Consider the following 25798-nt stretch of genomic DNA (forward strand, 5'->3'; position numbering starts at 1 on the left):
CCCGTCTCCGAAAGTCGGGTTTTCCGATGCCTCGCGGCGAAATTCGTCCTTGCCGCGCCGCAGAACCCGATTCTCGGAACGTTGCGGGAGCACCCTAGACGTATCGCCGCTCCCCGCCGGAGTGCGCGGGGCGAGCGGAGTCGCCCGCTGCGGCGGAAGTCGTCTGCTGATACGCGACTACGAACTGTCCTGGGGCCGCGGCCACTTCGAGTGTGGTCCACTCCAGCTCCAGCACCCCGAGGTCCGGGTGCGCGATGGTCTTGGTGCCATTGGTCTTCGTCTGCACCTCGCCCTCGCCCCAGAGGCGGGCGAAGTGTGTACTGCGGACCGAGAGTTCGCCGACGAGGGCGATGAGGCGGGGATTCGACGGGTTCGGTCCGGACCATGCACGCAGATTGCCCACGCTCTCGCGGGCGACGGTGTCGTAGTCCAGGTACACCTCTGGCGCCCGCGGGTCGAGGAACAGCGAGCGCACCATGTTGTCGCCCACCTCGAGTCCGATGCCGCGATGCAGGTTCTCGCCGGCCGCGTTCGTGCCGATCAGGTCGAGCAGCGAATTGGTGACGATGGTGGGGTTCGGCCACGTATCGAGCAGGCGGCGGACCACATCGGACATCTCGTCGACGATCTCGCCGCCGCGTCCGTCGGGGAGATCGGCGAGTTGCGCGAGGTGCGCCGCGCCGTCGGGATCGAGTCGCAGCACGTCCGCGAGTGCTGCCACCACTGCGGGCGATGGGCGGCGGTCCCGCCCGCGTTCGAGCCGGACGAGGTATTCGACGCTGATGCCAGCTTGCGCGGCGACCTCTTCGCGACGGAGTCCGGGTGTCCGCCGTACGCCCATCGTCCGCAGGCCGAGCGTCGCGGGGTCCACCCGTTCGCGACGCGCGCGGAGAAACTCACCGAGCAGATTGCCTTCCACCCGACCCACGGTACTCATACGCCCTGGTCCAGCCAGATAGTGCGACTACCCCCAGTCGCGGGGCCTGTCACCCGGGCTCGCCGCCGGGCACCGTGATCGGCATGACCTCGTTGACTGATCGCACAGCACTCATCACCGGCGCCGGCAGTGGCATCGGTGCCGCCACCGCCGCATCCCTGACCGCCGCCGGCGCCAGGGCGGCGCTCATCGGCCGCCGCGCCGATCGCCTCGCCGCCGTCGCCACGGTGACGGGTGCGGCGCACGCGGTCGCCGACGTCACCGACCGCGCCTCTCTGACGTCCGCGATCGCCCATCTCCGCGAGGAGGTGGGCGCCTTCGACCTGGTGGTGGCCAACGCCGGCGCCATGCTCCCGGCTGCGTTCGATACCGCGGAGGTGGACGACTGGGATCGGATGGTCTCCACGAACATCTCCGGTCTCCTCGCGACCGCGCGTGCCACTATCGACGACCTCACGGCCGCCGCCGAGTCCGGGCCGGCGGATCTGATCCTGATCGGCTCCATCGGCGCCCACATGGTCCTCCCCGGCTATTCGGTCTACAACGCTACCAAGGCGGCCGTCGCACACCTTGCTCGGCATCTCCGCGACGAGTTCGGGCCGCGCGGCGTCCGGGTGCGCCTCATCGAGCCCGGCATGGTCGAATCGGAACTCGCCGCCGGAGTCACGGACGCGGACGCTGCAGAGATCCTGCGGCGGTACGCCGTCGAGAACCCGCCGATCCCGGCCTCCGCGATCGGCGACGCGGTGGCGTGGAGCGCATCGCTCCCCGCAGACGTCAACCTCGCCTCGATGATCGTGCTCCCGACGGTGCAGGGCTGACCTGCGGGACGACCGGGAGTCCGCGTTCGCCGCGTGGCCCAGCCGCGCCGCTGGCTGGCCCGCTGCTCCCCCGACCGGTGTACGGCGGCATTCAGCAGGTTGGCAGAATTGATGCTCTAGACGTCAGTGACAAGAAAGGCGACGACGTGACCGCAGAGACCCTTCAGTTCCAGGCCGAGACCGATCAGCTGCTGTCGCTGATGATCCACTCGGTGTACTCGGAGAAGGACGTCTTCCTCCGCGAGCTGATCTCCAACGCCTCGGACGCGCTGGACAAGCTGCGGCTGGAGGCCTACCAGGACAAGGATCTCGACGCGGACGCCTCCGATCTGCACATCGAGCTGCGCCCCGACGCCGAGGCCCGCACGCTGACCATCGCGGACAACGGCATCGGCATGAGCCGCGCCGACGTCGTCGACCTCATCGGCACCCTGGCCAAGTCCGGCACCGGCGAGCTCAAGCGCAAGCTCGAGGCCGCGAAACAGGCCAAGGAGCAGGGCGCGTCGGCGGAGCTCATCGGCCAGTTCGGCATCGGCTTCTACTCGGCGTTCATGGTCGCCGACCGCGTCACCCTCGTCACCCGCAAGGCCGGCGAGGACACCGCCACGCGCTGGGAGTCCGAGGGCCACGGCACCTACACCGTCACCGACCTGACGGGTGACGAGGTGCCCGCGCAGCACGGCACGACGATCACCCTGCACCTGCGCGCCGCGGACGGCGACGACAGCCTCCACGACTACGCCTCCGAGCACGTGCTCCGCACAGTGGTCCGGCGCTACAGCGACTTCATCGCCTTCCCGATCCGCCTGATCCTCCCCGCCGCCGAGGCCGCGGACACCGACGGCGACGAGGCCGACGACGCCGCACCGTCCGGGCCGGAGACCCTCAACTCCATGCAGGCGCTGTGGGCCCGCCCGAAGGACGAGGTCTCCGACGAGGAGTACGCCGACTTCTACCGGCACATCAGCCACGCCTTCGACGAGCCGCTCGAGACGATCGCGGTCCGCGCCGAGGGCACCTTCGAGTACCAGGCGCTGCTCTTCATCCCGACGATGCCGCCCTTCGACATGTTCTACCGCAACACCAAGCCGGGCCCCGCGCTCTACGTCAAGCGGGTGTTCATCATGGATCACTGCGAGGCGCTGCTGCCCCCGTACCTGCGATTCATCACCGGCGTCGTGGACGCACAGGACCTCTCGCTCAACGTCTCCCGGGAGATCCTGCAGAACGACCGGCACCTCGTGATGATCCGCAAGCGCCTCGTCAAGCGTGTTCTGCAGACCGTCACCGCGATGCGCGAGAACGAGCGGGAGAAGTACGACACCTTCTGGACGGCCTTCGGTGCCGTCCTCAAGGAGGGGCTGCTCGACGACCAGGACAACCGCGAAACCCTGCTCAAGGCAGCGTCGTTCACGTCGACGTTCAGCGAGGAGGGCACCACGGGCCTGGCGGACTACGTCTCCCGCATGCCGGAGGGGCAGGACGTCATCTACTACGCCGCAGGCGAGTCCCGCCGCCAGCTGGAGTCGTCCCCGCACCTGGAGGCCTTCGCCGCCAAGGGCTTCGAGGTGCTGCTCCTCACCGATCAGGTCGACGAGCTGTGGACCACGGGCGCGGAGTTCGACGGTAAGCGGTTCGTCTCCGTCGCCAAGGGGGAGGCGGACCTCGGCGACGAGACGCCGGAGGCGGAGGGCTTCGAGCCGCTCACCGCGTGGCTGGCGAAGACGCTGGAGGACAAGGTCTCCGGCGTGCGGCTCACCTCGCGACTGACCACCTCGCCCGCGTGCCTCGTGGGCGGCGAGTTCGATCTGACGCCGCAGCTCGAGCAGATGTACCGGGCCAGCGGCCAGGAGGTGCCGCGCACTCGCCGCACGCTGGAGCTGAACCCGGACAACGCGCTCGTGCTCGCGCTGCGTGAGAAGGTCGGCGACGGTGAGCCCGCGGACGACCTCCGCGACGCGGCGGAGATCCTCTACGGGACCGCCGTCCTCGCGGAGGGCGGCGCCGTCGCCGACCCGGCCGAGTTCGCCGCGGTGCTCGCGCGCCAGCTCGGCCGCTCCCTGGGCTGATCTGCACGGAACGTCGCCGCGCCACCTCCCCCTCGGGCGCGGCGACGTTCAGCGCGCGGTAAGCGCTGCGAAAGAGGTTCGCGTCACCCTGTTCCCATCGCACCGAACGGTGCCGAGGGCGAAGGAGTGGATGTGGCGTTGCCAGCAGTACCTGCGCAGGGATGGATCCGTTTGATCTGCGTGCCGGGCAGTTCGGCGAACGCGTTCATCAAGTACGAGAACGGCGTGAGCGTCAGCGCCTTCGTGGACAGCGTCGCCCGGATGTCTGACTGGGGAGAATCGATCCTCCCCGTCACGGCGGGCGATCACGTCCTCAGCGTGCAGCTCGGGACATACGCGGCGTTCACCGGCACGCCGGGCAGTGCGGTGGTCGGTGCGCGGTTCGGTACGGCGAGCATTCCGCTCCGCGTGACTGCGGGGCAGACGGTCACCGTCTTCTACGCCGCCCCGAACGGCACCGGGACGCCGGGCCGATTCAGCTTCACTCCGCCGCCCCCGCCGCCGGTCAACGGCCTCAAAGTCGCGCAGATCGTGATTCTGGCGGTCTGTGTGGGGCTGTTATTCCTCATCCTGGGCTTCTGCCTTCTCCTTCTCGTGGGTTCCTAGTCGGCCGGCTCGCCGCGGCATCGGCGTACCGTCGGACATATGGACGGAACCGCTGCACGCGACCTGCTGATCGACTCGTTCGCCCGCATCCGCGAGCACGCGGAGGAGGTGACGGACGGTCTCGACCCGGACATCGCGAACCGTCGGATCGTCCCGGACGCCAACACGATCACCTGGCTGGTGTGGCACAGCGCGCGGGTCATCGACGCGCAGCTGGCCCCGATCGCCGGCGTCGAGGAGGTCTGGACGGCGAACGACTGGTACGGCCGTTTCGGCCTCGATCTGCCGCCGGAGTCCACGGGCTACGGTCACAGTCGCGCCGAGGCCGCGCAGGTGCACGGCAGCGACGCACTGCTCATCGGCTACTTCCGCGACGTCGACGCCATGGCGACCCGCTACCTCGCGAGCGTCACACCGGCGGAATTGACTCGCGTCATCGACGAAGCCTGGGATCCGCCGGTCACCGTCGCGGTCCGCCTGGTGAGCATCGTCGACGACTGCGCGCAGCACCTCGGTGCCGCCGCCTACCTCAAGGGCGCTCTGCTCCCGGACTAGGCCCGAACACCTGCACCGCGTGCAGGGCCAGCTCCACGTAGACGCGCCGTTCGTCGATCGGATGCCCCAGCAGTGATTCCGCTTGCCGCACGCGATACCGCACGGTGTTCGGGTGCAGCGTGAGTGCCTTCCCGGTGGCGCGGGCATCGCCGCCCGCTTCGAGGTAGGCGAGGAGTGTCTCCCGCAGCCGCGCCGCGCCGTCGCCGGGTTCGGCCAGCGCACCCAACTCGCGGTCGACGAGCGTCGCCACCCCCGCGGGACCTGCGTCGCCGCTGACCAGACACGCCAGCTCGACGTCCCGGTAAGCGACCCGCGGCCGGCCCGTCCGGAAGCCGACGGCCAGTGCGGCGGCGGCCTCGTCGTGGCTACGGCGGAAGCCCGCCGGACCCGGGTGGGGCGTACCGACGGCGCACCGCACACCGTCGGGCAGCGCGGGCAGCTCGACGAGGGGCGCGAGTTCCGCCCCCGCGCTCCAGCACCGCAGCGACCGCGCCCCGCTGCGCTGGGTCAACTGGTGCTCGCCGCCCACAGCCCGGTGCACGGCCTGCGCCGACCGCTCCAGGAGCCGGTGCACCTCGGCTTCCGGGACGTCCTCGTCCACCCAGACCGAGTACGCGACGTGCGGACGCGCGAGCGGATACCCGAGCGCCGCAGTCGCTTCCGCCACGTCGACGGCCCGCCCGGCGAGGAGGGCGTCGATGGTGGCGGTCCGCCGCGCGAGCGCGCCCTGCTGCCACTGCTCCCGCTCCGCGGTGAAGGTCGAGATCATCGCCTCGATCGAGATGTCGAGCCAGTGGGTCACCCGCGGCCAGAAGTACAACAGGACCTCGGCGCGCACCTCCAGATCGGTGATACCGCTGCCGAGTGCCGCGATGAGCACGTTCCAGGCCTCGTTCTGCCCCACGCGATACACCGCGATGAGGTCGGTCACGGGGAAGCCCCGTCGGGCCATCGTGCGGGCGAGGTCGTGCGTCTCGTCGGTCGGGGCGACGGTGAGCTGCTCCCGCAGCGCCGTGCCGAGCACCCCGCGCCAGTGCGCGCGCGTGCTGGCGTCCAGCTCGCCGCGGAGCACCGGTTCCGCCAGGTCCGGTAGGGCCGCGATGATCGCGGCGTCCACCTCGCGGACCATCCGGTCCAGTGCCTCCTCGTTCTCGGCGGCGCGCGCGAAATCGGTGAGCCATCGCAGCGCCGGGGGACTGAGGTCTGTCATCAGGCGATTTGTCCGCGGGAACAAAGGACGGCCGGAACCTTGCTCATGGCTCCAAGAATATGACCACCGTCACATCGGAGAGTCGTCGGTACGGACATCACATCCCCGCGAGTAGGAGAACCACCGATGATCGACCGCACCAGCCACTACATCGACGGCCAGTGGCGCGCGTCCGCCGGCACCGAGACCATCGACGTCCTCGACGCGACCACCGAGGAGGTCATCGCGCAGGTTTCCGCCGGTACCGCCGACGATGCCGACGCCGCGGTCGCCGCCGCCCGCGCCGCCTTCCCGGGCTGGTCCGCGACCCCGCTCGCGGAGCGGATCGACTTCCTGCTCGGCGCCGCCCGCGCCCTCCAGGCCCGGCAGACCGAGATCGCCACCCTGGTCAGCCAGGAGGTGGGCATGCCCTTCGCGTACAGCAACGTGGTGCAGGCGGGCCTGCCGGTGCAGTCGCTCGTCTCGGTCGCGGAGATCGCGAGCACGTACGCCTTCGAGGAGACGGTCTACAACTCGCTGGTCGTGCGCGAGCCGATCGGCGTGGTCGTGGCGATCACGCCGTGGAACTACCCGCTGCACCAGGTGGTCGCCAAGGTCGCGCCGGCCCTGGCCGCGGGCTGCACCGTGGTGCTCAAGCCCAGCGAGGTCGCGCCGCTCACCGCCTTCGTGCTGGCGGAGATCTTCGATCAGCTCGGCCTGCCGAAGGGCGTCTTCAACGTCGTGACCGGCGCCGGGCAGGTCGTCGGCGAGGCGCTCGTCGGCCACCCGGAGGTCGACATGGTCTCGCTCACCGGCTCCACCGGCGCCGGCCGCCGCATCGGCGCGGTCGCGGCGCAGACCATCAAGAAGGTCGCCCTCGAGCTCGGCGGCAAGTCCCCGCTCGTCGTCCTCGACGATGCCGACCTGGTCGAGGCGGTCTCCGCCGGGCTCAACGGCTGCTTCCTCAACTCCGGCCAGACCTGCATCGCCCTGACCCGCATGATCGTGCCCCGCGCCGCGATGGCGCAGGTCGAGGCCATCGCCGCCGCCGGCGTCGAGCAGATCAAGGTCGGCGGGCCCTTCGAGCCCGACACCGTCCTCGGCCCGCTCGTCTCCGCGCAGCAGCGGGACCGGGTGGTCGGGTACATCGAGAAGGGCATCGCCGACGGTGCGCGGCTGGTCGCCGGCGGCCCGACCCCGCCGGACGGCCTGGACCGCGGCTACTTCGTGCGCCCGACGGTGTTCACCGACGTCGACGCCGACATGGCGATCGTCCGCGAGGAGATCTTCGGTCCCGTCCTCGTGATCCAGGCCTACGACACCGAGGACGAGGCGATCGAGCTCGCCAACGACACCCCGTACGGCCTCAACGCCGCGGTCTTCTCCGCCGATCAGGAACGCGCGGTCGCGGTGGGGCGGCGCATCCGGGCCGGGCAGGTCCAGATCAACGACGGTGCCTTCAACATCAACGCCCCGTTCGGGGGCTACAAACAGTCGGGCAATGGCCGGGAGTTCGGCGCGTGGGGCCTCGACGACTACCTCGAGACCAAGTCGATGCAGCTGCCCTGAGCGCGCGCCGACCCACGACCACTCATCCCGAAAGGACCCCATCATGATCTTCGAATTCGATGCGCGCCAGCGCAAGACGCTCACCGCCGTGGTCGACACCTTCGTCGCCTCGGTGCCCCGCGAGGACGATCCGACCGGCTTCTGGGCCGTCAAGGGCAGCGACCTGATGGTCGACGCCGCGGTAGAGCAGTACCTGCTCTCGCACCTGCCCGAGGAGGGCCTCGCCGGCCTCGCGCAGCTGCTCGACACCGCGGCCCTCGTGGGCCTGAAGAACCAGCCGCAGGCCGTCCGCGAGGTGATCATCGCGAACCTCGGCGGCATCACCCCGGAGTCCGGCCTCGCCGTCGCGAGCCTGTGCCAGCTCTCGACGATGATCGCCTACGGCCTCATGGACGAGCAGGGTCGCAACCCGCTGTGGGCCGGCATGGGCTACCCCGGCCCCGTCTCCAACCCGCCCGAGACGCCGAAGACGATCACCGCCATCACGGCGACGGTCGGCGAGACCCTCACCGCCGACGCGGTGATCGTCGGCTCGGGTTCCGGCGGCGGCGTCGCGGCCGCCGAGCTGGCCCGCGCCGGCAAGAACGTGATCGTGGTCGAGGGCGGTTCCTACCGCAACGAGTCCGACTTCGTGCAGAACGAGCTCTTCGCCTATCAGACGCTGTTCCTGCGCGGCGGCTTCTTCCCCTCCGCCGACGGCAACGTCATGCTCGCCGCGGGCGCCACCGTCGGCGGCGGCAGCACCGTGAACTGGTCCAACTCGCTCAAGACCCCGGAGACCGTCCGCAAGGAGTGGGCGGGCGCCGGCCTCGACGACGCCCTCGGCCCCGAGTTCGACGAGCACCTGAACGCCGTCTTCGCCCGGCTCGGCTGCAACGAGGACGTCGCGCTGCAGAACCAGCCGCACGAGCGGCTCTCGGAAGGCGCCGCGGGCCTGGGCTACTCGTACCGGAAGGTCGACCTCAACGTGGCCCCCGACCGGTTCGACCCGGTCCGCAGCGCGTACAGCGGCATGGGCGATCAGACCGGCGCCAAGCAGGGCACGATGCGCACCTACCTCCAGGACGCCTCCGACGCGGGCGCCCGCCTCCTGCCGAACACGCGGGTCTCGGTCGTCACCACCACCGGCCCCGACGGTGCCCGCGCCGCCACCGGCGTCGAGGGCACCTACACGGATCCGGTGACGGGACAGCAGATCCCGGTCCGCATCGAGGCGCCCACCGTCGTGGTCTCCGCGGGGAGCCTGGAATCACCCGCGCTGCTGCTGCGCTCCGGTATCGGCGGGCCCGCCGTCGGGCAGAGCCTGAGGCTGCACCCCGCGACGCTCGTCAGCGGCGTCTACGACGAGCCGCAGGACCCCTGGTTCGGGCCGGCGATGGCGGGTGTGATGAACGAGTTCGCCGATGCCGATTCGGGTTACGGCTTCCTCATCGAGAGCGTGCAGCACCTGCCGGGCCTGTTCAACAGTGTGGTGCCCTGGCTCGGCGGAGCGGCGCACAAGGAGCTGACGGTCCAGTACCGCAATCGCGCCGACTGGGTGGTGCTGGTCAAGGACCGCGGCACCGGCACCGTGACCATCGACGAGAGCGGCGAGGCGGTGCACGCCTACCCGTTCGACGACGAGCTGGACCGCAAGCACTTCCGCGAGGGCATCGCCGCGTCCATCCGAATGCAGGAGGCCGCCGGTGCCCGGCTGATCTACGTGGCCGGGCAGCGGTTCGCGCCGTGGCAGCGCGGCGAGGACCTGGACGCCTTCATCGAGCAGGTCAATGCGATCCCGATCGGACCCGGCGGCACCCCGGTGTTCAGTGCCCATCAGATGTGCAGCGCCCCGCTGGGTGCGGATCCCGCGACCTCCGTGGCGAACCCGTCGGGCGAGCTGCACGACACGCGCGGTGTGTGGATCGCCGACGCCAGCGGCATGCCCACCTGCTCCGGCGTGAACCCGATGATCACCACGATGGCCCTGGCCCGCCGCACCGCCACCAACCTGCTGGCTGCGAACGCCTGACCTGCGCCGCCGGGTTCTCGGCGGAACCCATTCCCGACGGAACTCGCGTCCCGCGACTCTCAATCGTTCCCGCGATCACCACCGTGATCGCGGGAACGATTCGCTATCGCGGGAGACTGCCCCGCAGTGGTGAAGGCGTCGAAGGCGGCGAGCACTTCGGCACGCATCGCCGCCACGGCCGCGTCGCGGGCCGCCTCCGCCACCGCCACCGTCGCGACGTGCCCCGGGCACGGGTCGGCGAGCTCCTGACAGCGGGCACAGCTCCAGTACGGGGCGTGGACCGCCTCGGCCGCATTCTGCACCTGCTCCATCGCCGGGAGGATCGAGTACTCAGGCGGACCCTGCGGATGGCTGCGGAGATGGTTCAGCGCATACCGCTTCGCCTGCGCGTCCATCGTGGCGATCCTGGCGTGTTCGAGGCAGGACTCCTCGAGCCCTTCCTCACCGTCTCGGCTCGCCGCGACCAGGTCGGGGTCGGGATCACCGAGTCGAATGCGGTACGCGTCGTACGCCCACTGCGCGGCCTCGTCCTCCTCGCCGAGCATCAGCTGCTCGATGAGTTCCTCGTCGTTGCCGAGTACGAAGGCGGTCTGCGCCGGAGTGAGCGTTCCCGACGGGCGGTCCAGGTACAGCAGGGCCACCCCGCCGGGCCACAGGTCGGTGTCGCGAGCGGTGAGGGGGTCGTCGTCCGGGGTCTCGAACGCGGTGTCGTCGATCATGGCGCGACGGTAGCCGCACCCACTGACACCTACAGGCCGGCGACCTGCGGCAGCACCTCGGCGCCGATCCACTCCACGTGGTCGAGGTCGCTCTGGTCGAGCACCTGCAGGTACACCCGCGAGGCACCGGCCTCGGCGAAGGTACCCAGCTTGTCGACGATCTCCGACGCGGAGCCGGTGAGCCCGTTCTCGCGCAGCTCGGGCAGCTCACGGCCGATCGTCGCGGCCCGACGCGCGACGGTGGCCTCGTCGGAACCGCCGCAGACGACCTGTGCGGCGGACTTGATGATCGACTGCGGATCCCGGCCCGCGGCGGTCGCCGCGGCGTCGACGCGCGCCCACACCGCGGCGGCCTCCTCGACCGGCACGAAGGGCGTGTTGTACTCGTCGGCGAACCGCGCGGCCAGGGCGGCGCTGCGCTTCTTGCCGGCCCCGCCCAGGACGATCGGCACGTGCGCCTGCGCCGGCTTGGGCAGTGCGGGGGAGTCGACCAGGGAGAAGTGCTCGCCGCGGAAGGTGTAGGGGCCCTGTGCCTCCCAGAGACCGGTGACGATCTCCAGGGTCTCCTCGAAACGCGCGAAGCGCTCCTTCACGTCGGGGAAGGGGATCGCGTAGGCGGCGTGCTCCTCCTCGAACCAGCCCGCACCGAGGCCCAGCTCCACGCGCCCGCCCGACATCTCGTCGACCTGCGCGACGGAGATCGCCAGCGGCCCGGGGAACCGGAACGTGGCGGACGTGACCAGCGTGCCGAGCCGGATGGTGGAGGTCTCGCGGCCGATCGCGCCGAGCGTGATCCACGAGTCGGTGGGGCCGGGCGCCCCGTCGACGTTCATCGCGACGTAGTGGTCCGACCGGAAGAAGGCGCCGAATCCGGCGGCCTCCGCGGTCCGCGCCACGGCGAGCTGGTCGGCGTAGGTGGCTCCCTGCTGGGGTTCGACGAAGATGCGTAGCTCCATGGAAGACCACTGTGCCACTACAGCCGTGGGCGTGTGCGATCGAAGGGGGCCTGCACGAAACGGATGTCGGAGCGGCGGTCCAGCTCGCGCCGCTCGTACTGCGCCTCGAGCCGCCTACCGTCGACGGTGCCCGCCACGCGCAGGCCGTCGGGCACCGTCGTGACCTGCAGCTCGACGGGCTCGGCCCCGGCGCCGGCGCGCACCGTGAACCGGTCCCCGTCCGCGCGCAGGCCCCAGGCGGTGACGGCACCGTCGGGCGCCTGCGTGACGAGGCTGTCCTGTGCGGAGCCCTGCGCCGGACGGTCCGCGGTGCCGCGGAGCGTGATCGCGATCGAGGTCCAGACGGGGCCGGTCTCGCCCGCCGCGAGGGCGGGCGCACCGTCGACGGTGAGCGTGACGGCCCGCCACACCCCGTCGCGCGGATCGCGCGGCGTGTTCATGGTGTCGACCCGCGCGAGGTTCCCGGCGACGGTCGCGGCGATGAGGACGGCGGCCAGCACGCCGGCCACGACAGTGCCCGTCCGCCGGGCGGGCGAGGCCGCGGCGGGGAGCACGGCGCGCAGCAGCTCCCGGCGGTGCGGGAAAACCAGGACCAGCGCGATCACCAGCAGCTCGGCGGCGAGCAGCTTGACCGGCACGTCGTAGAAGACGTTGAGCAGCACGATCTGCGTCAGCGCGACGATCGAGAGCAACGCCCCGGCGAGGCGGGTGCGGGGCACGATCAGCAGCAGGCCGGCGGTGAGTTCGATCGCTCCCGTGACCACTGTGTAGGGCGTGGACGCGGCCATGTAGCCCCAGAGCAGGGAGAAGGGCTCGGTGTCGCCCACGGCCTGCAGCTGGTACGCGGGCAGGTTCATGTGGCCCATCTGCGCGGGGATCACCTTCGCCAGGCCGTAGAGCAGCATCGCGACGGCCAGCACGCCGGTCGCGATCGCGCGCAGAACGCGGGCGGCGCGGTCGACGCCCGCCGCGCCCCGGTCGCCGGAGCGCACCGCGACGACGCCCCACAGCAGGCCCGCGCCCACGCCGATCACGAGCGCGCCGGCGTGGAACTGCCACGCCCACTCCAGGTCGCTACCTGTCGCAACGTCGACGGGCGCGGGATCGGTGCCGGTGATCCAGGCTCCGACGGTGCCGACCGCCCGCCACAGCGGCGTGAAGACCGATGCCGCGGAGAGTGCGGCGAAGATCTGCGAGAGCAGCACGGCGGCGGTGAACAGGATCAGGACCAGGCCGGCGACGGTGAGCGCGACGGTACGCGCGACGATGCGGGCGGAAGGGGGAATCTCTGCGCGGGTCATGCTCCCACCGTAACCGAGTGACTTTGGCTACCCTAACCTCACAAACGAGCGGGGTGGATGCCATGTGGGTGGGTTCATATGATTTGATAAGCCTGTCCTAAATATACGGAGAAAGGGCTACTCCATGGCCAAGCATGTGCGATACCTCGTCGCCATCCTGTGTGCCGTCGGTCTGGTCGCCGGCTGCGGCGGAGGCGGCTCGTCCGACTCCACCGCGGACGCGAACGCGACGCGCACCGTCAGCACCGTCAAGGGTGACGTGACGATCCCCGCGAAGCCGAAGCGGGTCGTGCTGCTGAACTACAACCTCGCGGGCTACCTCTACGACCTCGGCCTGCCCGTGGTCTCGATGGTCACCGAGTACACCGACCGCGATCCCGCGAAGGCGCAGCCCTTCGATGCGTGGAAGGACGACTTCACCAAGGCGGGCACGAAATTCATGCACTGGCCCGCCGGGGGCTACAACATCGAGGCGATCGCCGCCGAGAAGCCGGATCTGATCGTCGGTGGCGGCCTGGGCTTCCCGTTCAAGCAGACCAACGACGCCTACGACCGGCTCAAGGAGATCGCACCGACCCTCGTGGTCGACAACAAGCTGGAGAGCTGGAACCAGCAGTTCGAGTTCCTGGCGAAGGCCTTCGACCAGCCGCAGGTGTACCAGGACGCCGTGAAGAAGTACGACGACCGCGTCGCGCAGGTGAAGGCGGCCATCACGCCGCCCCCGGGCCCCGTGGCCTTCCTTTCGATGACCGCCCAGGGCAAGGCCTACGGCCTGATCGAGAACCGCGGCGTGCCCGCGGAGTTCGCCAAGCTCGGCATCGAGCCGGCGCCGATCTTCGCGAGCGGCAAGTTCAAGCCGTACACCGCCGGTGGCGATTCCTACGAGATCACCCAGGAGGCGCTGCCGAGCACGGTGACGCAGCCCTCGGTCTTCATCGTCGGCTTCAGCGGCCAGACCTTCGACGCGAACTCGCTGCGCTCGCAGCCGGTCTACGCCTCGCTCCCGGCCTTCGCCGCGAACCGGGCCTTCGACCTGCCCTACTGGGTGCAGCGCCCCGACTTCGACAAGGCCATGGCCACGCTCGACGTCGTCGAGAAGATGTTCAAGAAGTAACCAGCTCCATCACGCGAACAGCCGCGGCCCGGATCATCCGGCCGCGGCTGTTCGCCTTCTCCTGGGCATCTCCGGGGCGCGCGCTCTGTAGCCCGCGCCCCAGGAGGATTCAGTCCGGGTGGACCTGCACCATGGCCTCCTGCGTCACCGTCGCGACCAACTCGCCGCCGGCGTAGAAGTGACCGGTGGACAGGCCGCGCCCACCGCGCGCGACGGGGGAATCCACAGCCAGCAGGTGGAACTCGTCGAACCGCGTGTGCCGATGGAACCACAGCGACTGGTTCAGCGTCGCCGCGCCCACCCGGTCGTAGCCCCAGGCGAGGCCGTGCCGCGCGATGATCGGATCCTGCACGGTCAGGTCGGACGCCCACGCCAGCGCGGCGTCGTGGAGCACCTGATCGGCGGGGAGCGATCCGTCGGTGCGCATCCACACCAGGTTCCGGCTCGTCGCACCCTCGGCCCCACGCTTCTCCCACACCGGGGCCGAGGCGAAGCGCATCTCGATCGGGTGCGAGGCGTCCACGAGGGCGCGCAGGCGCGACTCGTGGCCGGCGAACCGCTCCGCCATCGTCGGCAGGGCCAGTGGGTCGCCCGCCTCCGGTGCGGTGTCGTCGTGCTCCAGCGGGTTCGGTGCGTCGGCCTGATAGGCGAGCGTCATGACGGCGAGGATCCGTCCGTCCTGTTCGACGGTGACCTGACGGTTCGCCGCGGTCCGGCCGTCCCGCAGGCGCGTCACCCGGTAGGTGAGGTCCTGCGTCACGGCGCCGAGCTCGACGAAGTGCGTGTGCGCGGCGTGCAGCGGCAGGGATTCGCCGGTCTCGGGCAGCGTCGCGGCCGAGGCCACGATCGCCTGCGCCAGGATCTGGCCGCCGAAGGTGTGCACGCCGACCTTCGCCGGATGCCGGCCGGTGAAGACATCGGGAGCGTCGGTCCCGCCGAGCCGGAGAACGTCGAGGAACTGCTCGAAGTCGCTGCCCGACGGCCCCTCCGGGATCGCCGACGCAACCGCCCGCGCGGCGATCCCGGCGATCGAACGACCCTCCAGGACGTCGCGGGCGCTGAGCTCGAAGCCCCGCCGGCGGGCGCGGGAGACCACCTGCAGCGAGACCAGCGAGTCGCCGCCCAGCTCCGCGAAGTCGTCGGACAGGCGCACCTCGTCCGTGCCGAGCAGCTCGCGGAACACCGTGAGGAGCGCGTCCTCGGCCGGCGTCTCGGGCGCGCGATCCGGGCCGGCGTCGGCGCGGGCGGCGGGGGCGGGCAGCGCGTCCCGGTCCAGCTTCCCGGTGGGGCCCAGCGGAAGCCGGTCCAGGACGACGTACGCCGCGGGCACCATGTGCGCGGGCAGCTCCGCGCCGAGGGCGGTGCGGATCGCCTCGGGGTCGGGCTCGGCACCGTCGTTGCGCACCAGGTAGCCGACGAGCCGGTCGTCGCGCACGAGGACCGATGCGGCGCGGACGCCGGGCTGCCGCGCCAGCGCGGTCTCGATCTCGCCCAGCTCGATCCGCAGGCCGCGGATCTTCACCTGGTGATCGGCGCGGCCGTGGAAGGAGAGGTTCCCGTCCTCGCGCCACGCGACCAGGTCACCCGTGCGGTACATCCGGGAACCCGGCGCGCCGAAGGGATTCGCGACGAAGGTCGCGGCAGTGAGATCGGGGCGGTGCAGGTAGCCCTGCGCCAACGAATCGCCCGCCAGGTACAGCTCACCGAGCACGCCCGTCCCCACCGGGTTGAGGCCCTCGTCGAGCACGTAGCAGGGCAGATTCGGATCGGGCCGGCCGATCGGCAGCGGTCCCGGATCGTCGGGTACGTAGTGCCAGGTGACGGCGTTGATCGTCGCCTCGGTCGGACCGTAGCAGTTGAACAGGGCACGGCGGCCCCGTCCCCAATGGTCGGCGAGCTCCGGGTCGAGGCGCTCGGCGCCCACCATGAAGATCACCGACGGGTCGACCTCGGCGTGATCGGGCATCGCCGCGAGGAACGACGGCAGCAGGTTGATCACCGAGACGCGCTGCTGCTCGATGTACTCCAGCAGCTCGTCGCCGGGCACGCGCACCGCGTCGGGGGCGATCACCGAGGTGGCGCCCGCCATCAGCGGCCCCAGCACCTGCAGCACCGAGATGTCGAAGCTGGGCGAGCCGGTCTGCAGCACGCGCTCGTCCGCGCGGAAGCCCAAGGCCTCCATCACGAAGGCCATGAGGTCGGGGAGGCCGCGGTGACTCACCGCGACGCCCTTCGGCCGGCCGGTGGTCCCGGAAGTGTAGATGATGTACGCCAGGGCGTCCGGCGTGAGCCCCTCCCGGGCGTGCGCCGGGTCGGTCGCCTCGCCGGTCGTGTCCCACGGGTCCACGGCGTGCACCGGCACCCCGTCGGGCACGGAGGCGGTGCTGGCCTCCGGCACCTCGCCGCAGGTCAGCACGGCCGACGGTGCCGCGTCCTCCAGGAGGAACTGCAAGCGCGCCGCGGGGTACGACGGGTCGAGCGGAAGGTAGACAGCCCCGGCCTTGAGCACGCCGAAGACCCCGACGTACCAGGGCAGCCCGCGCTCGGCGAAGACCGCGACGACGTCCTGCGGCCGCACGCCGCCGGCGAGCAGGCGGTGCGCGAGACGGTTCGCGGCCTCGTCCAGTTCCCGGTAGGTCAGCTGCCGGTCCTCGCACACCACCGCCGGATGGTCGGGGTTCGCGGCGACGTGCCCGCCGAAGACCTCGAGCAGCGGCCCGTACCGGCCGCGCAGCGGTACGTCACCCAGCGCCAGCATCGCCGCTCGCTCCTCGGCGGGCAGCGTCCCGATCGCCCCGACCGGGGTGTCGGGCGCGGAGACGACGGCGCGCAGCACCTCGGTGAGCCACCGGCCGTACGCCCGCATCGTGTCCGCGGAGAGCACGTCGGCGCGGTAACCGAGGCCCAGCGTCAGGCGCTCGCCGGGCAGGACCACCACGGTGAGGGGGTAGTGAGTGGCGTCGGTGATGTCGACGCCGGTGAGGTCGAGACCGGGCTCGACGGGCTGCACCTGCCGGTCGGAGAGCGGGAAGTTCTCCGTGACCACCATGGTGTCGAAGAGCTCCCCGAGGCCCGCGGCGCGGGTGATCTCGACCAGGCCCAGGTGGTGGTGATCGGAGAGGGCCAGGGCACGGTGATGGACGTCGGCCAGCACCTCGCCGACCGGCTGCTCAGGGGTCGCCCGCACGCGGATCGCGATGGACTCGCCGAGCTGCCCGACCATGGTGCCCACCTCGGGCACCTCCACCGGACGGCCGGAGACGGGGCACCCGAAGACCACGTCGCGGCGGCCGGTCAGGCGGCCCAGCAGCAGGCCCCACGCGGTGTGCAGCACGCTCGTGAGCGTCACGCCGCGGCTGCGCGCGAGCTCGGTGAGTCCATCGGTCAGGCCCTCGTCGAGCTCGACCAGGATCCGCTCGGGCGCCGCGTCCGCGGCGCCGGAACCGGTGGAGGCGAGGAGCGTCGGCGCCTCGAGCCCGGCGAGCTCCTCGGCCCAGGCGGAGCGGGCCGCGGGGACGTCCCGCTCCGCGCGCCAGCGGTAGTAGCCGTCGAGCGGTGCCGAGCCGGGCGCCGCTGGGCCGCCGCCCAACTCGGCGTAGATCGCGAGCAGGGTGCGGCCCGCGATCGGCATGGACCAGCCGTCGAGCAGCGAGTGGTGATTGGTCAGGGCCAGGCGATGGCTCCGCGGGCCCGTGCGGCACAGCAGGAACCGGATCAGCGGGGCCTTCGACGGATCGAAGCGGCGCGCCTGCTCAGCCGCGGCGATCGCGGCGAACTCCGCCGCCGGGTCGGGACGGTCGGAGAGGTCGACGAAGGTGAAATCGGGGGCGACGGTCTCCGGAACCACCTGCACCACATCGGAGGAGGTGGTGTAGCCGAGGCGGGTCCGCAAGGAGGGCACGCGGCGCAGCAGCTCCGCGGCGGCCGCCGCCATCCGGTCCGGGTCGACGGGGCCGTCGAGGTACGTCGCGGCCTGCACCACGTAGACGTCGGGCTCGCCGTCGGCGAGCACCTGCGAGTGGTACGCGAGGCCCACCTGGAGCGCGGTGGCGGGCAGCACGTCGGCGATCGGACCGTCCTGCTCCAGCAGGTCGATGTCCGCCTGGTCCAGCGTCACCAGGGGCAGGTCCGACGGGGTGAGACCGCCACCGTCGGGCCCGATGCGCTCCGCGTGCGCGGCGAGCGCCCCCAGTGCCTGCGACCAGCACTCCTGCAGCTCGGCGACCGCGGCGGCGCCGAGGACCCCGCCCGCGGCCGTCCACTCGACGGTGAGCCCGTCGTCGCCGTCGAAGCAGTTGATGGCGAGCACCTGCTCGAGCGCCTTGCCCGCGGGATCGACGACGGAGAAGGGCGTCTCGCCCGGCAGCCGCCAGCCGCGGTCGGGCGCGGTGAAGCGGCCGAGGTAGTTGAAGACCACGTCCGGCGCGTCCCCGAGGGGCCCGGCTCCGGGGTCGAGGTGCCGGAGGACGCCGTAGCCGACGCCTTGGCCGGGCACGCCCCGGCGGGCCTCCTTGACGGCGCGGACGAGCCGGCCGGCGGCGCCGCCGCCGGCGAGGGCCTCGTCGAGGTCCGCGTCCCCCGCCGGGAGCGGCAGGCGGACCGGGTGTTCCACGGTGAACCAGCCGACGGTGCGCGCGAGATCGGCGGAGCGGAGCACCTGCTCGCGCCCGTGGCCCTCGACGGTGACCGTCGCGGCCGACGGTCCCGCGGTTCCCGCGCGTCGTCGGCGCAGGCGCAGCGCCAGCGCGAGCGCGGCGAGGAGCGTCTCCTCCGCGTTGGCGCGATACGCGCTCGCCAAGGTCGTCGTGACCGCCGCCGCGACGGGCGCCGCGGTGCGGGTGTGCGTGGTCACGGCAGTGCCGACCCGATCGACGGTGGGATCGATCAGACGGTCGCCGAGCCGCTCGGCATCGGCGAGCGCGGTCCGCCAGTGTTCGAGTTCGCCGCGGTACACACCGCTCTCGCCCTGTTCCGCCAGCGCGAGCGCGTGGGCGCGCCAGGGCGTGGCCTCGGCGCGGACGGCGGGGGTGCGGCCCTCCGCCGCGTCGCGGTGCGCCTGCGGCAGGTCGTCGAGCAGGACGCGCCAGGAGACCCCGTCGACCGCGAGGTGATGGATCACCAGGACCAGCCGGTCCGGGCCGCCCTCGCCGTGCACGATCCGGGAGCGCAGCACGACGCCGGTCGCGGGGTCGAGTTCGGCGGCCAGCTCGGCGGCCGCGGCGTCGACGGTGCCGGTGCTCTCGCCTACCTCGAGCGGCGGGGCCGCCTCGTCGATCGTGAGTGTCCGCGAGCCCGAGAGGCGCAGCCGCAGTGCGGGATGCGCCGCGACGACGGACTCGAGTGCGGTCCGCACAGAGGAGGGAGTCGCGCCGGCGGGCAGCTCGGGGGCGATCCACTGTGCGTAGCCCGCGAGGTCGCGCGGGTCGGGGTTGAGCTCCAGGAGCGCGGCCACGATCGGCGGCGCGGGGAACTCTCCCTCGGCCGGAACGACGGGGCCCGCCTCCTGCTCCTCGGTCTCCGTCGCAATGGCCGCGAGCGTCGCGAAACTGCTGCCGGAGAGGAAGTCCCGGGGCCGGATCTCCAGGCCCTGGGCCCGCAACTCGCTACAGACGGTGATGGCGCTGATGCTGTCGCCGCCCAGGCTGAAGAAGTCGTCGTCGACGCTCACCTCGGCGACGGCGAAGGCGGCCGCGACCACCGCGCACAGGGTGCGTTCGCGGTCGGTGCGCGGGGCGCGACCGCCGGACGCGGCGGCGGGCGCCGGGAGGGCGGCGCGGTCGAGCTTGCCGTTGATCGTCACCGGCAGCTCGTCGAGCACCATCACCGCGGACGGCACCATGTGGTCGGGCACGGCGGCGGCCAGCGCCTCCCGCACGCCGTCGGCGGTCACGGCGCCGGTCACGTAGCCCACCAGGCGGTCCCGGCCGGCGTCGGTGCGGACCAGGGCCGCGGCGCTCGTGACGCCCGCGACGGCGGCCAACGCGGTCTCGACCTCCGCCAGCTCGATCCGGTAGCCGCGGATCTTGACCTGGCCGTCGCCGCGGCCGAGGTACTCGTAGCCGCTGCCGTCGGTACCGCCGCCGTGCCAGCGCACGCGGTCGCCGGTGCGGTACATGCGGGAACCGGGCTCGCCGAAGGGATCCGCGACGAACCGCTCGGCGGTCGCGGCGGGCAGATTCAGGTAGCCGCGAGCCAGGTGCGGCCCGGCGAGGTACAGCTCGCCGATCTCGCCGTCCCGGACCGGTTGCAGCGCAGCGTCGAGCGCGTAGGCCGCGGTGCCGGGAACCGCTCGGCCGATGACGGGCGTCTCGCCGGTCACGATCGCGGCGGTGGCGTCCACCGCGGCCTCGGTGGGGCCGTAGACGTTCACCGCGGGCACGCCGGTGTCCGCGATCCGCCGCCACAGCGCGGGCCCGGTCGCCTCGCCGCCCAGGATGAGCAGCGCCGGACGGTGATCGCCGTCGAGCAGCCCGGCGTCGATCAGCGGGGCCGCCATCGACGGGGTCGTGTCCACCACGTCGATCCGGTCGGCGCGGTAGGCGGCCAGGAGCGCGTCCGCGTCCCGGGCCGTGTCGGTGTCGTAGAGGTGCAGTGCGTGGCCGCTCAGCAGCCACAGCAGCTGGTCGAGGGAGGCGTCGAAGGAGAAGGAGTAGGTGTGCGCGCATTGCAGGCGCCGACCTGGCTCGCCCGCGGTCGCGAGGTCCGCCAGTGTCGCGCGATGGTGCCGCAGCAGGCTGGTGAGGCCGCCGACGCGGGCCGCGACGCCCTTCGGACGACCGGTGGAGCCGGAGGTGTGGATGACGTACGCGAGGTGGTCCGGGTGCCGCGGCGCGGCGAGCTCGGACTCGGCGAGCGGGTCGCCCGACAGGGCGTCGAGACGCGCGCGGACTCCCGCGTCGTCGAGCTGCAGCGACGGAGCACCCTCGGGCGCAACGGAACCGGACACGGTGAGGAGAAGCGCGGGCCGCGAATCCTCGACGAGTTCCGCGTGCCGCGCGGCGGGGTGCGCGGGGTCCAGGTACTGGTACGCGGCACCCGCGTCGAGCACCGCCAGCAGCGCGACGACCAGGTCGACGCTCCGCGGTAGCGCGAGTGCCACCACGTCCTCGGCGCCGATGCCCTCCGCGCGTAGCAGCCGCGCGGTGCGGTGCACGCGATCGGCCAGCTCCCCGAAGGTGAGCCGCTCGTCGCTGTGAACCAGGGCGATCGCCGCGGGATCGCGTCGGGCCTGCGCGTCGAGCGCGTCCGGGACGACCTGGGCGGAATGCGGCGATTCCGGGGTGCGGGCCCGGTCGATGAGCGCGTCCCGCAGGTCGGCGGGAAGCAGCTCGACCTCGCCGAGCGCGGGTGCCTCGGTGGAGGTCAGCGCGGTGATGAGCGCAGTCACGGTGTCCAGGCGGCCCTGCACCTGCTCGGCCGATGCGGACCGCGCGTCCACCTCGAAGCCCACGAGGAGCCCGCCACCGTGATGATTCGGCCCGCTCGCTCCGCTCCCGGCGCCGGCCGTGGGGATCACGCTGAGCCCGTAGTCCTCCGGCGGTCCGCCCGCCACATTGCGCATGGTGCCCGCGGAGCCCGCGAAGTCCAGCGTCAGGTCGAACGCCTTGAGGTTGATGCCGCGACCGTGCAGCAGCGCGCCCACGTTCGGGGCGCCCAGATCGCGGGGCAGGTCCTCGCCGCGGTAGCGCTGATGCTTCCGCATGCGGCGCATCGCCTCCGCCACCCGGGTGCTCAGGTCCGCCAGGCGATCCTCGGCCCGCACCGCGATGCGCAGTGGGAGCACGTTCACCGCCATGGCGGGGGTGCGCAGGGCGACACCGCCGCTGCGGCACATGAGCGGCATCGCGAAGACCACGTCGGACTCGCCGAGCGCGCGGTGCAGGAAGGCGGCGTAGCAGCCGATCAGCGCTTCGCCCCACGTGGTTCCGGACTCGTCCGCCACGCGGCGCAGGGCGTCGAAGACCTCGGGGGACAACTCGGTACGGGCCACGTGCACCGCGCCCGCCGGACCGTCGAAGCCGGGGCGCTCCGGCAGCTCCGGCAGGGGAGTCAGCTCGTCGCGCCAGTAGGCGCGGTCGGTCTCGTGCCGCTCGCTCTCCCGGTACTCGCGATCGGCCGCCACGAAATCGGCGAAGGAGCCGAACGGCGACTTCGGCGGCTCGGCGCCGGACAGCAGTGCCGTGTAGTGGGCCGCGACGCGCCGCGAGAGCATCGCGGCGGAGTAGCCGTCGAAGACCAGGTGGTGACCGAGCTGGGTGTACCAGACCTCGGTGTCCGACAGGCGCAGGATGCGGAAGGCGAAGAGGTCCCGGTCGGTCATCGCCGCGCAGTGCGCCGCCAGGCGGGCGCGTTCGGCGGTGATCGCCTCCTCCGCCGCCGCATGCGGATCGGCCTCGCCCCGCAGGTCGACGACGTCCGGCTCGAGCTCGGCGGCACCATCGATCCACTGCCGCGGCCCGTCCGGGGTCTCGACCACCCGCAGGCGCAGGCTGCCCGCCTCGGCGACGGTGCGCGCGATCGCCGCACGCAGCGCGTCGACGTCGATCGGGCCGTCGCCCGCGATCTCCAGCACGTCGCCCACCACGTAGTAGGGCGAATCCGGTTCCAGCCGTTGGGCGTTCCAGATCCCGAGCTGAGCCGCCGTGAGCGGCAGCAGGTCAGGTGCGTCGGTGCCGGCCGGAGCAGGCGAAGGGGCGGCCTCTGCGAGGGTCACGTCGGGGGCTCCTGGGCGGTGGTTCGGCTAGCGGGAAAGTTCGGCGCGCTGCGGACGGAGGTCCGTCCACACGGCCTCGATGTGGTCGCGGCAGTCCTCGCGGGAGGCGGGACCGAACTCGACGGTCCAGCCCGCGGGCACCTCGGCGAAGCGCGGCCACAGCGAGCGCTGTGCGAGGTCGTTGCGGAGCACGAGGAAGCCGGCGTCCGGCTCGTCGAACGGGTTCATCCGCCCACCACGAGCTGCTGCCAGTGCGCCAGTTCCGGCTGCTCCGCGAGGTCCGGGAACTCGAGGTCGGCGGCACCCGCGTCGCGCCAGCGCTGGATCAGCGTCATCACCCGCACCGAGTCGAGGCCCAGGTCGAAGAGGTTGTCGTCGTCCGCGATCGACTCTGCGGGCACCTGCAGCAGCTCGGCGACGTCGGCGCGCACGCGGTCTGCGGTCAGCGGTGAGGTGGACATATCGGAAACCGTCTCCTTGGGGTAATCTGCGGTGCGATCAGGTAGGTAAGCCTACACTTCGCTATTGGGGGTCACGCATGCTGGACCACGCGACGGTCGGCCGGCGGCTCGAGGGCCGTGAGCACCCGCCGATCGGCGACTTCCTCGCCGGGCTCGATCTGCCGGGCTTCGACCTGCGGGTCGTCGATCCGGACTCGTCCGACCTCGACGTCGTGCACGGGTGGATGAACACCCCGGAGGTCGCCGCCGGATGGGGGCAGGCGTGGCCCCGCGAGCAATGGCGCCGCCACCTGATCGAGCAACTCGCGGGAACGTACTCGGTGCCCGTCCTCGTCGGCCGCGGCGGTGCGGACATCGCCTACGCCGAGCTCTACCGCGCCCACGCCGACGTGGTGGCCCGGTGCTACGACTCGGACCCGCACGACGTGGGCGTGCACCTCGCGATCGGCTCTCCGGCCCACCGGGGCGGCGGATGGGGCGCCCGCATCGGCGCCGCACTCATGACCGCCGGCTTCCGCGCGGACCCCGCGTGCCGACGGATGCTCACCGAACCCGACGTCCGGAACGCGGCCGCCGTCGGCGTGGGTGCGTCGCTGGGCATGACCCGCCTCGGTGTCGTCGAGTTGCCGCACAAGACCGCCGTCCTGTTCGCCGCGGAGCGCGAGAAGTTCGCGCCGCGGCCCGACCTTCGGAGTGAATCATGAAGTGGAACGATTTCGTCCTCACCCTCACCGCGACCTCGCAGGTCGCGGAGAACCTGCTGCGCCTCGAGTTCGAGGTGGGCGGCGGCACCGCCGGGGGCTACGTCCCCATCGCGCCCGGTGACGAGTCGATCGCCTTCTACTTCTCGCCCGACGGCGAGGAACTCCACGCCAGGCCCTCGGACGATCCGGGCGCGCTCGGTGGGTGGGAGATCGCCGATCCGGAGCGCAGCCTCGGCCACCGCAACTACTCGGTGCGCGCCTACGACCCGGCGACCCGACGCATGCTCGTCGACGTGGCCGAGCACGGCCACGGGCCGGCCATCGACTGGTTCCGCGCCGCCCGCCCCGGCTGGCGGCTGCTCGCCGCCGGCCCGCGCTCCTGGTACGCGCCGTCCGCCGACGCCTCGCGCCACGTCCTCGCCGGCGATCTCGCGGCCCTGCCCGCGCTCGCCCGCATCCTGGAGGAGACGCCGGAGGGCGTGGACGTGACGGTGATCGCGGAGGTCCTCGACCGCAGCGAGATCGCCTATCTGCCCGAGCGGCCCGGCACGGAGGTGATCGAGGTCCTCGGCACGGGGAACGGTGCGGCGCCCAGCCGCCTGCCGGAGGTGCTGCGCACCGTCGACCTGCCGACCGACGGGTACCTGTGGCTCGCGGGGGAGGCGGCGGACACCCGCGCCGCGAAGAAGCACGTGCGTGGCCTCGGGTGGGCGCGCGACCGCGCCGACGTGGTGGGCTACTGGCGGCACGACGCCGAGGCCTGGACCAAACGTTTCGAAGCCGCGGGCGAGGAGCGTCTGCGCGCGGTCTTCGCCGATGCCCTCGCCGCGGGCAAGTCCCGCGACGAGGCCACCGACCTCTACGAGCAGGCCCTCGAGGCTGCGGGCCTGTAGCGCGGTGGCGCCGCCGGGCCGTGCGGTCCGGCGGCGCCGCGCGGGCTCAGCCCGCGTTCTTCGCGGCGGCCGAGAGCAGGGGCACGTATCGATCCAGCAGCCACGGCAGGTCGAGCACGTTGGGCGAGCTGACTGCGTAGACGAGCGGCGGATCGGTCAGCGGCACATAGGCCTTGCGCTGCACGGCCTTCAGGCTCGTGAACGACGGGTTGGCCTCCGTCGCCTCGCGCTTCGCGGCGTCGAGGTACCACGAGGTGAGCACGTCGGCGTTGTACTTCGGCACGTTCTCCCAGCTCACCGGCGCCGCGAACTTGCCGGGAGGGGTGGCCTCGCGCAGGGCCGCCAGCTCGGGCAGGACGGTGAAGCCGAAGCCCTGCAGGAGCTGCACCCGCGGATCGGTGTCGAAGTAGAAGTTGAGGCTCTCCGTCATGGTGCCGCTGGCGGCAGCGACGGTCTTGCCGGCGAACTCCGGGTGTGCGGCCTTGACCTCGGCGATCCGCTTGTCGGTCTCCGCGATCAGCGTCTTCGCCTCGGCCTCGCGGCCCAGGGCCTTCCCGACCAGCGTGGTCTGGTCCTGCCACGAGGTCTGCCAGTTGCGGCCCGGCTGCGCGACGGTGGGCGCGATCTTGCTCAACTGTGCGTACTGGTCGGCGGTGAGGCCCGCCTGCACCGAGAGGATCACGTCGGGCTTGAGGGCGGCGATCTGCTCGAGCGGCAGCGACTGGCTCGACTCGGGCAGCAGGACCGGCTTGGCGTCGCCGAGCTTCTCCTGCACCCACGGCATGATGCCGCCGCCGTCCTTGCCGAGCTCCGACTTCATGTCGCGCATGCCCACCGGAGTCACGCCCAGCGCGATCGCCGCCTCGGTGCTGCCCCAGCCCAGGGTGACCACGCGCTCGGGTCGCGCCGTGATCTCGGTCGTGCCGAGCGCGGAGGTGATCGACACGGGGAAGCCCGCGTCGTGCTGCGCGTGCTCGTTGTTCGACGAGCCCGACCCGCACGCTGCGGCGCCCGTGACCAGGGCGGCGGCGGTGGCGAGGGCAAGGGCGGTGCGAGTGATGCGGGAAGACCCGAACACGGTTTCTCCTCTTCGGTGAGCGGCCTGTGTCGATGGACACAGACGTTCGCACGACTGGCGAACAGTCGCTTGTTTCAGGTATGCCTATCCTATCCAGATTAT

At 71.9% G+C, this 25798-nt stretch carries 18 protein-coding genes; 9 read left to right on the forward strand and 9 right to left on the reverse strand.

The genetic code is table 11. From position 1 onward, the window contains the following. Positions 1-94 precede the first annotated feature (94 nt). Positions 95-919 carry a helix-turn-helix transcriptional regulator gene (locus FK530_RS01530; protein ID WP_146485217.1) on the reverse strand — a complete coding sequence of 275 codons (825 nt, stop codon included), beginning with the start codon at positions 917-919 and terminating at the stop codon, positions 95-97. Positions 920-1020: 101 nt separating this feature from the next. Here FK530_RS01530 and FK530_RS01535 point away from each other — a divergent pair, with 101 nt between their 5' ends. From FK530_RS01535 to FK530_RS01550, 4 genes are all read left to right on the forward strand, one after another. Next, entirely contained in the window at positions 1021-1758 is a 738-nt protein-coding gene (locus FK530_RS01535) for an SDR family oxidoreductase (RefSeq protein ID WP_146485218.1), read from the forward strand. 146 nt (positions 1759-1904) lie between these two features. Beyond that, positions 1905-3827, forward strand: a complete 1923-nt coding sequence (gene htpG, locus FK530_RS01540) for a molecular chaperone HtpG (RefSeq protein ID WP_146485219.1) — start codon at positions 1905-1907, stop codon at positions 3825-3827. A 126-nt stretch (positions 3828-3953) separates the two neighbouring features. Continuing rightward, positions 3954-4433 (forward strand): hypothetical protein, encoded by a 480-nt coding sequence (locus FK530_RS01545; RefSeq protein WP_146485220.1) that lies wholly within the window; start codon positions 3954-3956, stop codon positions 4431-4433. Between the two features lie 39 nt (positions 4434-4472). Further along, positions 4473-4988 carry a mycothiol transferase gene (locus FK530_RS01550; protein ID WP_146485221.1) on the forward strand — a complete coding sequence of 172 codons (516 nt, stop codon included), beginning with the start codon at positions 4473-4475 and terminating at the stop codon, positions 4986-4988. On the opposite strand, the gene FK530_RS01555 is transcribed toward FK530_RS01550, so the two are convergent. Beyond that, the gene (locus FK530_RS01555) at positions 4963-6198 is read right to left on the reverse strand and encodes a PucR family transcriptional regulator (RefSeq protein ID WP_146485222.1); all 1236 of its coding nucleotides are present in this window, start codon (positions 6196-6198) and stop codon (positions 4963-4965) included. The two genes, FK530_RS01550 and FK530_RS01555, sit on opposite strands and share 26 nt — an antisense overlap. Before the next feature lie 126 nt (positions 6199-6324). Here FK530_RS01555 and FK530_RS01560 point away from each other — a divergent pair, with 126 nt between their 5' ends. Together FK530_RS01560 and FK530_RS01565 are read left to right on the forward strand one after the other, a co-directional pair. After that, on the forward strand, positions 6325-7746 hold the full coding sequence (locus tag FK530_RS01560) for an aldehyde dehydrogenase family protein (protein WP_146485223.1): 1422 nt from the start codon (positions 6325-6327) through the stop codon (positions 7744-7746). Between the two features lie 43 nt (positions 7747-7789). Continuing rightward, entirely contained in the window at positions 7790-9757 is a 1968-nt protein-coding gene (locus tag FK530_RS01565; RefSeq protein ID WP_146485224.1) for a GMC family oxidoreductase N-terminal domain-containing protein, read from the forward strand. A 59-nt stretch (positions 9758-9816) separates the two neighbouring features. On the opposite strand, the gene FK530_RS01570 is transcribed toward FK530_RS01565, so the two are convergent. The 3 genes from FK530_RS01570 to FK530_RS01580 are packed head-to-tail and all read right to left on the reverse strand — an operon-like array spanning position 9817 to position 12733. Next, complete coding sequence (locus tag FK530_RS01570) at positions 9817-10476, reverse strand: hypothetical protein (RefSeq protein ID WP_146485225.1); 660 nt, start codon at positions 10474-10476, stop codon at positions 9817-9819. A 29-nt stretch (positions 10477-10505) separates the two neighbouring features. After that, entirely contained in the window at positions 10506-11432 is a 927-nt protein-coding gene (locus tag FK530_RS01575) for an LLM class F420-dependent oxidoreductase (protein ID WP_146485226.1), read from the reverse strand. A 17-nt stretch (positions 11433-11449) separates the two neighbouring features. Next, complete coding sequence (locus tag FK530_RS01580) at positions 11450-12733, reverse strand: hypothetical protein (protein WP_146485227.1); 1284 nt, start codon at positions 12731-12733, stop codon at positions 11450-11452. 124 nt (positions 12734-12857) lie between these two features. On the opposite strand from FK530_RS01580, the gene FK530_RS01585 reads away from it, so the two are divergent. After that, positions 12858-13847 (forward strand): Fe2+-enterobactin ABC transporter substrate-binding protein, encoded by a 990-nt coding sequence (locus FK530_RS01585; RefSeq protein WP_146485228.1) that lies wholly within the window; start codon positions 12858-12860, stop codon positions 13845-13847. A 109-nt stretch (positions 13848-13956) separates the two neighbouring features. Here FK530_RS01585 and FK530_RS01590 read toward each other — a convergent pair whose 3' ends face one another. Genes FK530_RS01590 through FK530_RS01600 form a run of 3 tightly spaced genes read right to left on the reverse strand, consistent with a single transcriptional unit; the run spans position 13957 to position 23021 of the window. Continuing rightward, complete coding sequence (locus FK530_RS01590; RefSeq protein WP_146485229.1) at positions 13957-22560, reverse strand: non-ribosomal peptide synthetase; 8604 nt, start codon at positions 22558-22560, stop codon at positions 13957-13959. A 27-nt stretch (positions 22561-22587) separates the two neighbouring features. Beyond that, the gene (locus FK530_RS01595; protein ID WP_146485230.1) at positions 22588-22788 is read right to left on the reverse strand and encodes an MbtH family protein; all 201 of its coding nucleotides are present in this window, start codon (positions 22786-22788) and stop codon (positions 22588-22590) included. Next, a complete protein-coding gene (locus FK530_RS01600) occupies positions 22785-23021 on the reverse strand; it encodes a phosphopantetheine-binding protein (RefSeq protein ID WP_146485231.1) in 237 nt (78 codons plus the stop codon). Before FK530_RS01600 ends, FK530_RS01595 begins: the two co-directional genes overlap by 4 nt. Positions 23022-23098: 77 nt before the next feature. Between FK530_RS01600 and FK530_RS01605 the strand changes: the two genes are divergently transcribed. After that, complete coding sequence (locus FK530_RS01605; protein ID WP_146485232.1) at positions 23099-23725, forward strand: GNAT family N-acetyltransferase; 627 nt, start codon at positions 23099-23101, stop codon at positions 23723-23725. Beyond that, a complete protein-coding gene (locus FK530_RS01610; protein ID WP_146485233.1) occupies positions 23722-24618 on the forward strand; it encodes a siderophore-interacting protein in 897 nt (298 codons plus the stop codon). Before FK530_RS01605 ends, FK530_RS01610 begins: the two co-directional genes overlap by 4 nt. Before the next feature lie 46 nt (positions 24619-24664). On the opposite strand, the gene FK530_RS01615 is transcribed toward FK530_RS01610, so the two are convergent. Beyond that, positions 24665-25696 carry an iron-siderophore ABC transporter substrate-binding protein gene (locus FK530_RS01615; protein ID WP_231706452.1) on the reverse strand — a complete coding sequence of 344 codons (1032 nt, stop codon included), beginning with the start codon at positions 25694-25696 and terminating at the stop codon, positions 24665-24667. Positions 25697-25798 lie beyond the last annotated feature (102 nt).

Source organism: Tsukamurella conjunctivitidis, assembly GCF_007858475.1.
Taxonomy (GTDB): domain Bacteria; phylum Actinomycetota; class Actinomycetes; order Mycobacteriales; family Mycobacteriaceae; genus Tsukamurella; species Tsukamurella conjunctivitidis.